This is a genomic window from Streptomyces sp. NPDC002133 (genome assembly GCF_040296405.1).
In the GTDB taxonomy this organism is placed as follows: Bacteria; Actinomycetota; Actinomycetes; order Streptomycetales; family Streptomycetaceae; genus Streptomyces.
The window spans coordinates 23222-35342 of sequence record NZ_JBEOXF010000006.1 but is presented as its reverse complement, the minus strand read 5'-3'; the positions used below and the strand labels follow the sequence as shown (position 1 = coordinate 35342).

At 69.5% G+C, this 12121-nt stretch carries 10 protein-coding genes and 1 pseudogene; 3 read left to right on the top strand and 8 right to left on the bottom strand.

Features of this window, described 5'->3' with window-relative positions:
- Window positions 1–97 precede the first annotated feature (97 nt).
- From ABT078_RS09645 to ABT078_RS09635, 3 genes are all read right to left on the bottom strand, one after another.
- Window positions 98–367, bottom strand: coding sequence for a hypothetical protein (locus ABT078_RS09645; protein WP_351225678.1), 270 nt, complete (start codon window positions 365–367; stop codon window positions 98–100).
- Window positions 368–391: 24 nt separating this feature from the next.
- The gene (locus tag ABT078_RS09640; protein ID WP_351225677.1) at window positions 392–1387 is read right to left on the bottom strand and encodes a patatin-like phospholipase family protein; all 996 of its coding nucleotides are present in this window, start codon (window positions 1385–1387) and stop codon (window positions 392–394) included.
- A 242-nt stretch (window positions 1388–1629) separates the two neighbouring features.
- Window positions 1630–2331 carry an SDR family oxidoreductase gene (locus ABT078_RS09635; RefSeq protein WP_351225675.1) on the bottom strand — a complete coding sequence of 234 codons (702 nt, stop codon included), beginning with the start codon at window positions 2329–2331 and terminating at the stop codon, window positions 1630–1632.
- 93 nt (window positions 2332–2424) lie between these two features.
- Here ABT078_RS09635 and ABT078_RS09630 point away from each other — a divergent pair, with 93 nt between their 5' ends.
- Together ABT078_RS09630 and ABT078_RS09625 are read left to right on the top strand one after the other, a co-directional pair.
- Complete coding sequence (locus ABT078_RS09630) at window positions 2425–3036, top strand: TetR/AcrR family transcriptional regulator (RefSeq protein WP_351225673.1); 612 nt, start codon at window positions 2425–2427, stop codon at window positions 3034–3036.
- 776 nt (window positions 3037–3812) lie between these two features.
- Window positions 3813–4514, top strand: a complete 702-nt coding sequence (locus tag ABT078_RS09625; protein WP_351225671.1) for an SDR family oxidoreductase — start codon at window positions 3813–3815, stop codon at window positions 4512–4514.
- A 773-nt stretch (window positions 4515–5287) separates the two neighbouring features.
- On the opposite strand, the gene ABT078_RS09620 is transcribed toward ABT078_RS09625, so the two are convergent.
- Window positions 5288–5845, bottom strand: a complete 558-nt coding sequence (locus ABT078_RS09620) for a VanZ family protein (RefSeq protein WP_351225669.1) — start codon at window positions 5843–5845, stop codon at window positions 5288–5290.
- Window positions 5846–6027: 182 nt separating this feature from the next.
- Between ABT078_RS09620 and ABT078_RS09615 the strand changes: the two genes are divergently transcribed.
- A complete protein-coding gene (locus ABT078_RS09615) occupies window positions 6028–6690 on the top strand; it encodes a pyridoxamine 5'-phosphate oxidase family protein (RefSeq protein WP_351225667.1) in 663 nt (220 codons plus the stop codon).
- A gap of 43 nt (window positions 6691–6733) precedes the next feature.
- On the opposite strand, the pseudogene ABT078_RS09610 reads toward ABT078_RS09615, so the two are convergent.
- The 4 genes and pseudogenes from ABT078_RS09610 to ABT078_RS09595 form a co-directional block, all read right to left on the bottom strand.
- Window positions 6734–6847 (bottom strand): annotated as a pseudogene (locus ABT078_RS09610) (ribonuclease BN); the annotation flags it as partial.
- Window positions 6848–7175: 328 nt separating this feature from the next.
- Window positions 7176–8894, bottom strand: a complete 1719-nt coding sequence (locus ABT078_RS09605) for an acyl-CoA dehydrogenase family protein (RefSeq protein WP_351225665.1) — start codon at window positions 8892–8894, stop codon at window positions 7176–7178.
- Window positions 8895–8973: 79 nt separating this feature from the next.
- Entirely contained in the window at window positions 8974–9540 is a 567-nt protein-coding gene (locus ABT078_RS09600; RefSeq protein WP_351225663.1) for a PadR family transcriptional regulator, read from the bottom strand.
- Between the two features lie 401 nt (window positions 9541–9941).
- Entirely contained in the window at window positions 9942–11867 is a 1926-nt protein-coding gene (locus ABT078_RS09595; RefSeq protein WP_351225661.1) for a SpoIIE family protein phosphatase, read from the bottom strand.
- Window positions 11868–12121 lie beyond the last annotated feature (254 nt).

Sequence of the window (12121 nt, the reverse complement as noted above, 5' to 3'; positions counted from 1 at the left end):
GAGACAACGAGCCTGGGGCGTGATCCGGTAGTGCGCACGCAGAAGGTGCCTTTCTGCTGTGATGACAGAGACCTCGGACGAGCCTCATCTTCACGGCTCAGAAGGCACTGTCCCGGTTCCGATCAAGATCCGCGTCCCGTTCTGCATTCTGGCGGTGCTCGGGAAGGTCGTGGCCGTCGACGGCGGCGCGGACCCCGGGCGCGGTCCTCAACGCCGCGTCCAGCAGCGTCTCGGCTGCACGCCGGGCGTCCGTGAAGGCCTCCGCGTCGTTGCTGGAGGCCGCGAGCGCGTTGGCGCCCTCGAACTGGCGGCAGTAAGCCGGTCGGCCTGGGCGGCCTGTCGGCAGCACGCCGACAGGCTGTGTCACTCATCCGTACAGGCAGGTGGGAAGTCAGTCAGTGGACGTGCTCTCTTGGCCGTCGTGCAGCTGGCTGTAGGGTTCGTGGACGGCGGCGCGTCCGGCTTCCAGTGCGGTTTCGAGGAGGTCGCCGTCGCGAGACAGGCGTCCGACCGGCGGTGTGCCCGGGGCGGGGCGGATCGAGACGATCGCCGGGTGGTGGGTCAGGTAGGCGTCGTCTTCGGTCAGGCGCGCCGGGCGGTCGAGGAACGCCCGGCGCAGGGCTACGGGTTCACTGCGCAGCAGCGTCTTGGCAACGACCGGGGCGGAGCGCGATGGGCGCGCCGTGTCGATGGCACGCCGGGATCGCAGCACCATGATATGGGTCGCGCCTTGGGCCAGCGCGGTTCGGTAGGGCACGGATTCAGAGACGCTGGCGTCGTGGTATCGGCGCCCGCGGAGCGTCACGGGGTGGCCCGCCAGGAGCGGCAGGGCGGCGCTGGCCCGTAGCGCCAGGCGCAACTCGGCGGCGTCGCCGATGAAGGGCCGCAGGTCGGTGGACTCCCCGGTAGCGGCGTCGGTGGCCAACGGGTGGTACTCGACATCGCCGGCCAGGATCGATGCGAAGTCCATCGGCGCGAAGTCCTGGTGGCCGTCGCGGTAGAGCACCTCGTAGAAGGCATGCAGGTCAACGAGCGGCCGCCCGCGCAGCGGGTTCCAGGGCCGGATCAGCGTTCCGGCGTACTTGGGGAGGAAGCGCAGCGAGTGCGGGCTGCTGCTCAGCAGCCACGCGCCGGAGGCGGCGCCGGCGGAGGCGCCGTAGACGGCGTCGAAGCCGTTGGTCAGGCCGAGTTCGTGCAGCGCCAGTGCCATCCCGCCCGCGATGATGCCGCGCATCCCGCCTCCCTCGATGGCCAGTGCGACGCGGTGCCCGTCAGCGCGCGCGCCGGGCCGACTGCCGGTCCGGGCGCGCTCGGTGAGGATGCGCCAAACCGGGTGCGGCTCCTCAGGGCCGGCCGTCACGGCAGCTGTGGTGGCGGTCGTCGTCATCGTGGTCAGGGCTCCAGGGGACTGCTCAGGGGCGGGATCTTCGCGCAGGCGTCGGGGACGGCGCGGCGCGAGCGCAGCGTCGTCCCCGACGCCTGGCTGTCACAGCGGGAACGGGCCGGCCTTGCGGGTGGTGATGAAAGCCCTGGCCGGGTGCCACACGGTGCGGCAGTTCTCCCGCCCAGGGTCGAGCTCGACCACGCGGGCGACGATGTCGGCACCGGCGGTCTCCTCGGCAGCGTTGATCAGCGTGCCAGCTGCGGGTAGAGAGCCTCGAGGTCACCGGAGAGCGCGGCCTTGACCTGGCGGCTCGTCTCGTCGGCCAGCACCTCGAACGCGTCGCTCTCAATGCCGTCCAGCGCCAGCGCGGCAACGCTTTCGGGGGAAACCTTGGGCGCGTCGACGTGGGCGGCCAGGTCGGTCTCGACGTAGCCGACGTGCAGACCCGTGACGTTGATGCCCCGCGGGTTGAGGTCCACGCGCAGCGAGTTCGTCTGGGACCAGAGCGCGGCCTTGGACGCACTGTAGGAGCCGCCGAGTGCGATCCAGGACACTACGGAGTGCACGTTGAGCAGGTGGCCACCGCCGTTGGCCTCGATGATCGGGACGAAGGCCCGGGCGGTGTGCAGCGGTCCGTAGAAGTTGGTCTCGAACTCGCGGCGCACGTCCTCGATCGGTGAGGACAGGTAGGAGGCGCCGATGGCCGCGCCCGCGTTGTTGATCAGGATCGTGACATCGCCCGCGGCAGCCGCGGCGGCGGCCACCGAAGCCGGGTCGGTGACCTCGAGGGCCAGCGCGACGGCGTCGGGGTGGGTGACGGTCCTCGGGTCGCGAGCGGTGGCGTACACCTTCTTGGCACCGCGCGTGTACAGGTCTTCGACCAGTGCCTTTCCGATGCCACGGCTGCCTCCGGTGACCAGGACGGTCGAGCCTGCTATCGCGGTCATGGGCCTACTCCTCAAAGTTGGAAACCGATCGGTTTCAGGCCACCGTAAACTGATCGGTTTCCACAGGCAAGTCGACGACGTACCCTGGCTGGCATGAACGTGAGTCCCCCCGCCCCGACCGCCGCCGCCGCGACGACAGCGCCGCCCGCGGCGGCTGCCGCACCTCGCGAGCGGCTACTGGAAGCCGCAGCGCTGCTCTTCTACCGGGAGGGCGTCCATGTGGGGGTCGAGGCGCTGTGCCGGGCTGCCGGAGTGTCCAAGCGTTCGATGTACCAGATGTTCACGAGCAAGGACGAGGTCCTGGCCGCGAGCCTGGAACGCGCGGCGCTGACCTACTGGGAGACGCTGGTCCCGGGCGAGGACGACGCCCCACCGCGCGCCCGCATCCTGCACATCTTCGAGCGACTCGAGTCGCTGTCGGGCTCACCGGCCTACCAGGGCTGCCCACTGGTGGCCACCGCAGTCGAGCTCAAGAACCCCGAGCACCCGGCCAGCATGGTCGCGCGCCGCTTCAAGAACATGCTCACCGAGTACTTCCATCAGGAGGCCCGGCGCGCCGGCGCCCGGGACCCGGAACAGCTCGCGCGCCAGCTCACTGTCGTCTTCGACGGATCCAGCGCCCGGGCCGTCGTGCAGGCTCAGCCTCTGCATGGCTTGGCGGTCACCACCGCGACCACACTTCTGGACGCGGCCGGCCTTCGATAAGAACCTGTCTACGGCCCCAACCTGTCAATGAGTGCTCCGCGAATGCTGTTGCGGTTGGTGCAGGGTGACACCCCGCCGATGGTGCGGCATTGCGGCGGTGAGGGCTGGACTCATGAGGGTGACGGCGGCCCAAGCGGTGAGGAACGCGCTCATCTCGGGGAGGCGTCCGTGATCGAGGCGGTGACGGCGGGCCCTCACAACCCACGACCAAGATCGTTTTCGTGCCGGCCCGCCGCGGACGGTCCCTATGGTGATCTCGATGCACTTCATGGCCCAGGGCGCCAGTCGGTCAGACAGCCCGGCTGTGCCTCCCACCGTGAACTTGGTACTGGTGGTGACGCCGCCACGGGATCCGCCGCACATCGTCAGTTCGTACAGAGTGTTGGGCCGCGCGTTGAAATCTACGTAGGGATACCAAGATCAATGGCAAGTACGCGGGGCAGCGCCTGAAGCGCGACGCGGAGCCATGGCCCCAATGTTACGAGCGTGACTCTCTTGACAGGCCGAGCCGGGCGGAGAACCGCAGGAACGGGGCCCGGCGACCCATGGCAGGGCGGCGTCGGCCAGGCGGAACCCAGCGTCGTGGGGCGCCTGCGGGGCGTGCCGGTGCGGGAGTGACCGTGTCCGCATGTGCGTGTCCCGAAAGTTTCGAGTAATGGCATGCGAGCTTGTGGTCGATCGAGAAGGCCTGGACGACGATCGAGTCACGAGAAGAACAGCCCAACCCGGCCCCCGCGGGCCGGCATACCCGAGCACGTTGATTGAGGAGAACGCACGTGACTGCAATCGAAGGTTCTGTCGCCCTTGTCACCGGAGGACAGCGCGGCATCGGCAAGGCATACGTCGAAGAACTGCTGGCCCGCGGTGCGGCAAAGGTCTACGCCACCGCACGCAAGCCCGTCCCGAGCCACGATGAGCGGGTCGAGGTCCTCGCGCTGGACGTCACCGACGACAACTCGGTCGCGGCCGTGGCCGAGCGCGCCCAGGATGTCAACGCGGTATACAACAACGCTGGCATCATGTACGCGGCTCCGCTGCTCAAGATAGACATGCAGCAGGTCAAGGACACGTTCGACACCAATGTCTTCGGTCCTCTGCGGATCACCCAGGCATTCGCCCCGGTGCTCAAGAGCCACGGCGGCGGCGTCCTGGTCAACATGCATTCGCTGCTGTCCTGGGGCGCTGGAGCCGGCGCCTACGGGGCCTCCAAGGCGGGCTTTTGGTCTCTGACGAACTCCCTGCGCATCGAGCTCGCTGCCCAGCACACCCAGGTCGTCGGCGTGCATCTGGGCTTCGCCGACACCGACATGGCCTCGGCCCTCCCCGTCCCGAAGATCACCGCCGCCGACGTCGCCCGCATCGCCCTGGACGGCGTCGAGCGCGGCGACAGCGAGGTCCTCGTTGACGACATCACCCGGAAGATGAAGTCCGCCCTCACCGGCCCGGTGGAGGGGCTCACCCTCCCCATCAGCCGCTAACTCCTCGACACCCCGGGACCTCTGGATGACGGACGGTATAGCACTGCCCTCTTCAGAGAGCGAGGCCGAAAGGATCTGGGTACAGGAGAACCGTCCGGTCCCCTGCTGACCGGGCTCCTGCGGTGCTCCGCGCGACTCTCGCCATCATGAGTTGCAGCGAGGGCCCGGTCTCGCCGACCGACGTGCGTACAGAGATCAGGTGGTGAGCAGCAGGACGGCGGCGAACGCGGTGAGAGCGGCCGGCGCCCCGCCGGCGGCCTGCCTGAGGCGGTGTGTCCGGAGCTCGTCCGGATACGTGGGCGGTGGTCACCCCGCATCGGCGGTCCACTCCTCGACCGTGGCTCGCCGTACTGCAGGTTCTGAGCACGACACGCCCCGTGCATGCCCGGGTGAACGGAAGACGCCGCTCGATCCGGCTTCTGTTTCGCAGGGGACGCCGCGCATCGCAGTTTCGGCGTTGCGCCGGCGCGCCGTCACAACCTGGCCGACGGCCTGCTCGACGTCCGCAATGCACACAGAGGCCCTTTCGCCCGTACCCGCCTGCCGGCAACAGCTCTCGCCGACGGCGTCGCCAGGACACTGCTGCAGGCGTGGGCACGGCCACGGCGCCTCATCGTCTCCGAACTGCCCGAGGGCACACAATCGGTCTCCGACAGCGAGGTGGTATCGGCGCCCTCGGCGCTCCTGATCGGCAAGCTGGACGAGGCGCTGACGTGTACCGGCCGGTCGAGGACTGACGCCGGCACCTTCGAACACGGCGCCGGCCCGCATGATCAGGCCGCACGTTCCTGCCTGGTCCAGCGGTGCCACCAGTGCCGGCGCCTCGGGTGGACGGCTCGGCCGAGGCGCCGGCCGACGACGAGGTAGCCGATCAGGGCACCGGTCGTGTTGAGGATGACGTCATCGATGTCGAAGGCACGGCCCGTGATCAGGGCCCCTTGAACCAGTTCGACCAGCACCATGACCAGTGCCGTCGCCACCACCACGCGAAGAAGCCCGCGGGCTCGCGGCAGCAGAACCGGCAGGAGTACGCCGAAGGGAACGCCCAGCAGAACGTTTCCGCCGAGCTGCTTGACCGTGTCACGCAGAGCGGGCTGTGCCAGGTAGCCACGGATGGACTCGCCCGGGCGAAGATTGCTGTGTGTCAGTGGCTCCGATGCCACCGAGGGCTCCAGGGTCAGCCGGGCGAGAGCCACGCTGAAGGCCACCGTCACCACGAAGGCCAGCAGCACGGCCACTCGCCTGACGAGGGGCGCCATGGGGGCAGTTCCCCTCGCCGACGGTGTGCTCGTGCCCTTCGCCTCGCTGTCCTCGCCTTCGGTCCGCACCATTGTCCGTTGCTCCCAGCCGAGTCGTCCGGTGTGCGGTCTGTTACCCGCGCTGCTTCTCCGCATGCCCGCGAAGGAATCGCCGGTCGCTTGTCCGTACGGACGACGACACCCTGCTCCATACGGCGTTAGAGTGCCGTCGCTCCCCACGCCCCGCTGAAGGCCATAGGAAGGCAGTGCGTTCCGTGAACCACACCCACGAGTCCACCGGCTCCGTCGGCGAGCGCCGCCTGCAGCACCTTCTCGGCACGGCCGACCAGGCCGCCACCTTCTACGACCGCCAGGTGCAGACCCGTCTCACCCCGCAGATGACGGACTTCATAGGGCGGCAGACCATGGCGTTCCTGTCAACGGCGGACGCCGGCGGCGCCTGCGACGTCACCTTCCGTGCCGGTCCCCCGGGCTTCGTCACCGTGCTGGACGACGGCACCCTCACCTACCCCGAGTACCGCGGGAACGGGGTCCTCGCCAGCGCGGGGAACATCACCGAGAACCCACATATCGGCCTGCTCTTCGTCGACTTCACCCATGACCACATCGGCCTGCACGTCAATGGCGAAGCTCGTCTGCATCGGGACGAAGAGCAGCGGCGGGCCTACCCCCGCCTTCCTGTGGACACCGCTCCTGGACGCAGGCCCGAATTCTGGGTGCACATCACGGTGGAGGAGGCGTACGTGCACTGCTCCAAGCACATCCCCCATCTCGAGCCGGCGCCTCGTCCGCGCCCGGGGGCCCAACGGTCGAAGGACGCCGATTACTTCGTCCCCGGCGCCGAGCTCCAGTCCTCGCCGTACGAGGGCATGCAGACTTCGGGAACTCGCACCGGCCCGCTGCCGGGCCGGGGCTGACCCCTGAGGGAGCCGGCGCCGCGCGCAGGGCGGGCCGCGGTCATCAGGGCCCCGCCTTGACGAGTTCGGCGTTGAACTGGGCACCCGTCAGAAATGCCAGGTTCGAGACCCACAGCCAGACCAGGAACACGATGAATCCGGTGAGCGGACCGTAGAGCGCTGGTCGCCGCCGGGCCCCACGACCGCTCCCCCGCGGCCGTCGCGCCACGAACGGTGGCGTCGGGGCCGACGGATTCCACCGCATCGCTCCGCGACCCTTCGGCCGTGAACGGGCAGTCCCGACGGGCGGTGGGGCAGGCGTTGCCGAGTCGACGGCCGTGACTCGACGGTGCCCACCGTGGCAACGGCGACGGCGAGCACGTGGCGAAGTCGGCACAACGCACCGTGGCCCTTCGCGCGGCAGTCGCGCGGAGGGCCACGGTGCGAGCTTCACTGCTCCCGGGGGACATGACCGTCACGTGTCGAGGGACCCCCTGGGCGCGCTGTCACGGCGTCATCTCGTACGCTCCGGACAGTGCCTCGACACGCTCCCAGACGCGCCCCGAACGCGCTTCGTCGACGACGGGACGCCGGACGGCACCGAGCGCCCAGCGCTGCTGATCCGCGGTGGCGGAGTCCTTGCCGTGCAGCTCGACGGCGAAGGCGGAGAAGTCGCGGACGAGGACGGAGAACAGCTCGTCGAGCACGTCCTCGTCCAGCTCCGTCAGACGGGCCTGCTCCAGGATCAGCTGGCCGTGCACCACCAGCGCGAACAGCTGGCCGACGGCGAGAAGGAGATCGAGGTCGCGGCTCTGCTCCTCGTCGGGGGCTGCAGTGGCGACGAACTCGCACAGGGCGTCGGCCTGCTCCCGGAAGCGGGCGACGTTCGGCACCCCGGCATATGCGTCGTAGGCGGGGCGCCAGTCGTGGAAGCGCACGGAGCCCAGGCCACGGGCCGGTCCCTGCTCGAAGAGGAACGTGTCGTCGGCCGCGTCAAGGCGGGTCGGCACGGCCGCGAACTCGGCCGGGTGCAGAAGGTGGTTGCGCATGAACTTGAGGATCAGCGCGAGATTGACGTGGACCGTGCCCTCGAGCTTGGGCAGCCCCCGTATCTCGACGGCGGCCTGCGCGAAGTAGGTGTCCTTCTCGAAACCCTTGGCGGCGATCACGTCCCACATCAGGTCGATGACCGTCTCGCCCTCCGTGGTCACCTTCATCTTCGTCATCGGATTGAACAGCAGATAGCGGCGGTCGTCCGATGAGGCGGAGCGGAAGTAGTCGACGGCGCGGTCGCTGAACAGCTTCATGCCGACGAGGCGGACGTACGCGTCGGCCAGCTCCCGGCGCACGTGCGGGAAGGCGGTGACGGGGCGGCCGTACAGGATGCGGTTGTGCGCGTGGGTGACCGCCTCGTACATCGCGTGCTCACAGATGCCGATCGAGGCGGTGCAGAGATTGAACTTGCCGACGTTGACGGTGTTGAGGGCGGCGTCGAATGCGGCGCGGCCCGTATGCAGGACGTCGTCCGGGCCCACTGGGTAGTCCTCGAGGCGGAACTCGCTGACGTACTTGGAGGAGTCGACGACGTTCTTCACGAGGTGATAGGCCGGGTGGCGGCTGTCGGTGGCGAAGAAGACGTAGCCGTCCGGGCCCTCGATGTCGGTGCGTCGGCCGAAGACCGAGACGAGCCCGGCAGCGTTGCCGTTGCCGATGTAGTACTTGGAACCGCGGGCCCGGAAGCCGCCGTGGCCGTCAGGCGTCAGCAGCATGTCGGTGGAGTAGATGTCGGCACCATGGGTCTTCTCGGAAAGACCGAAGGCGAACACCTCGCCCTGGGCGAGGAGTTCCGCCGCGCGGGTGCGAGCCGCGGTGTTGTCGCTCTGCCAGACCGGTCCGAGACCGAGGATGGTCACCTGCCAGGCGTACCAGTAGTCGAGACCGTAGAACCCGAAGATCTCGTTGAGGGCGGCGATCCGGGCCGTGTCCCAGCGCTGGTCCTTGTGTCCGGCGGCGGACGCCGGGGTGAGGAAGGTGGCGAACAGCCCTTCCTTGGCCGCGAACGCGAGGAAGTCGGCCAGCCAGGCGCGGGAACGGTAGTCCTCGATGAGCCTGCGCTTGCCGCGGTCCTCGAACCAGTCGACGGTGGCACGCAGCAGCCTGCGGGTCTCGGGGTCGAACTGCACCGGGTCGTACGTGCGCGGGTCGAAGAGGAGGGGGTCGGCCATTGAGGTCCGCCTTCCGAGGGTTGAGGGTGGAGGGTACGGGGCTGAAGGTCGGGGAGTGCGGGCGGCGGTGACCGGCAGTTCAGGCATGCCGGTGTGACGGGTCGAGCCGGCGGAGGGTGGCGAGTACGTCGTCGAGCCAGGCGATCGTCATCCGCTCGTACGCGATGCCGCCGCGCAGCACGACGTACTGCAGCTCCTGTCCGGCGTCGAGCGGGGTGGGGGCCGCCGGGCCCGTGAAGTCGCGCAGCTCCCCGGCGAGATAGTGCGCGAGCCGGTCGCTGTGCACCAGGCGGTGCCGCTCGACCTCACGAATCAGCACGGACGGGTCGTCGAAGGCCGCGCCGCGGATCTTCACGGCGAGGTCGTGCCGGATGCTCTCGGGTTCGATCGATTCCTGCAGCCACTGAGAGAGGGCGGCGCGGCCGGGGCCTACGACGGAGTACTCCTTCTTGTCCGGCCGGCTCTCCTGCGGCATCTCGCGGACGGCGAGCAGGCCGTCGCTCTCCATGCGCTTGAGAACGCGGTAGATCTGCTGGTGAGTGGCGGTCCAGAAGTATCCGATGGACCGTTCGAACCGCCGGGCCAGCTCATAGCCGGAGCCCGGCTTCTCCAGCAGGGAGACGAGGATCGCGTGCTCGAGCGCCATACCCCGAACCTTCTATGCAACTCGTTGCATAGACAAGCGGCAGTGCCCGGGTGAGACACGGCTCACGCCGGGCGGCGGTGGAAGGCTCGCTCATCGCGTCCGAGTCGATCAGCCCCCGCGACCGCCTGACCCCGATAGGTCCGGCCGCCCGCCACCGCACCGACGGCGCACGCGCACCCACGAGGCCACCGAACGCCACCGTGCCGGCGCGAACCCCCACCGCACGGCAATGACATGGACGGGCGGGCCGGTGCCTCGGATACGGCTCGGCGGAATCTCTGCGGCGCCTGGCGCGCCTGCGGCGTCGATGTGCGAGGCATCATGTCCGATCCGCAGGCCGCCCTGTCGGGGTGGATGGTCCCTGCTTCACGCCGGGCCGCGTACCGAGCCGCGTGAGCCCGTCACGTCGTGGGCCCGGCTGCGTACGGGCCGCCTTGCGTACCGGGGCGGGGGCGGGCTTCGTCCTGCTCCGCTCCGGGCCCGCCCCCGGGCACTGGCACCGGTATCGCTTCGATGACCATCACAGCGAGGTCGTCGTCGATCGGACTGGTGTCGAAGTCGTGCGCGGCCCGCCGCACCCGCTCCGCCACGGCCTTCGCACCCATTCCGACGCACCCCCGCAACACCTCGGCCAGCCCGTCGGCATCGTCCAACTGACGGTTTCCCCGGCGGCGTTCGGTCACGCCGTCGGTCACGCACAGCAGTGTCTCCCCCGGGGCGAGGTGGAAGGAGTTGGCGTGGAACTCCGCGCTCTCGGAGACCCCCAGCAACAACTGCGGGTCCGCGGCAGGCGCCACGTCGCCGTCGGCCGACAGCAGCAGTGGCAGCGGGTGGCCGGCGCTGGCGATCGTGCAGCGTGCGCCGCCCACCAGCGGGTCGGGTTCCAACTCGCCGTAGAGCAGGCTCAGGAAGCGTGGCCCCACCTGCTCGCCGCCGAGTGCGACGGCCTCCACGCTCTCCTCCGCCAGTGCGATGTTCAACCTGCCGAGAAGTGATTCGACGCCGTGTCCCTCGCGGGCCAGCAGGCGCACCAGGTGCCGGGCGAGGCCGGTGACGGACATCGCCTCCACATCGTGGCCCATGACATCGCCGAGCAGGAAGCACCAGCGACGGTCTTGGAGGTCTCCCATCGGGAAGAGGTCGTAGAAGTCGCCGCCGACCGTCTGGCCCTCGCCTCGCGGCTCGTAGACGATCGCCGTGTCGAAGCCCGGGATTTCGGCGAGGCATTCGGGCAGCTGCCGGCGCTGGAGCGCCCGGCTGATGGTGGCCTGCTTGGTGTAGTGGCGGGCCGTGGCGACGGCGTGGGCCACGCGCCGCGCCACGTCCTCCGCGAGCCGCGCGAGGCCGTCGGTCATCTGTGAGACCCCTTTACGCCCCACCAACACCGCGCCGTGGCAGCAGCCGCTCGCGACGAGGGGGAAGAGCAGCGCAGAGCCGCCCGCGCCGACGCCGTCCGCGTTCTGCGGCCAGGGCCAGGGAATTCCGGTCGTGCGGAGGCGGGCGGGCGGCGGGTCGTTCTCGAGCGCCAGGCGCAGCCCGCCGATGCACCGTTCGTCCGTGTGCCAGACGCGGGAAAGCCGCATGGCGCCGGACTCGGTGGTCAACCACACGCCGCACCAGTCTGCGAGCCTGGGCACCAGGAGCTGTCCCGCGATCGCGGCGACCATGTCCTCGTCCAGCTGCCCGGCGAGGAGTTCGCCGGCCTCGGCGAGGAACGTGGGCCCGCCGCGGTCGACCCATTCGGCGGTGCGGCCTCGACGGGGGCGGGGCCGGGAGGGAGGGAGAATGTCGGGGCCCCTCAGCTCGCGCTGGAGAGCGTCCTCGGCGGTGCTGTCGGTGGAGGCCTCGACAGAGCCGTCGGGCTGCGGCGGGCTGCGGGTGGTCTCCAGCCGGAACCACACGGACTTCTCGCTGTGCCGGTAGATCACCCCCCACGATTCGGCCAGTGCGCGTACGAGCTGGAAGCCACGGCCGCGGCCCTCGCGCCATGCGTCCCTCCCGCCGCGCACCGCGCGGGAGGGATTGTGGTCCACCACCTCGACGACGACGCCCGAGGGCCCGGGCGCATCCGCCGCGGACGGGACGAGGGGTCCGGGCCCGGACCCGAGACAGCACGCCACCTCGACGTCGGTGCCGGCGTACATGATCGCGTTGGTGACCAGTTCGCTGACGAGAAGCACGGCGTCGTCGACGAACCGGTCGGTGATCACCGGCGGCCGGGGCGCAGAGGGCGTATCGGAGAGCGCCGGCGAGGCCCATTCGGCGAGTGCGGCGCGCACGAATTTTCGCGCAGCCGAAGGCGCGAGCTCGTTCGCGGGGAGCCTCATCCGCGAAACGGACTCTCGTGGGTAGAGGGAGGACGGCCCCACGTGCGGCCCCCGGGATCACTTCGACATTGAGAACACCCAATGTAACCTAATAAAGAGATCAAGATGCCCATATATACCGATTTCCGAGAATGGGGTGCCCATGGCGATCGACCCGGCCGCACCCGATTCCGTTTTCCCCGCCACCTCGTCCGGGGAATTCGCCGAGTCAGCTGAACGCACAGGTCAACCAGCCTCCGCCCCGGATGGGCAGT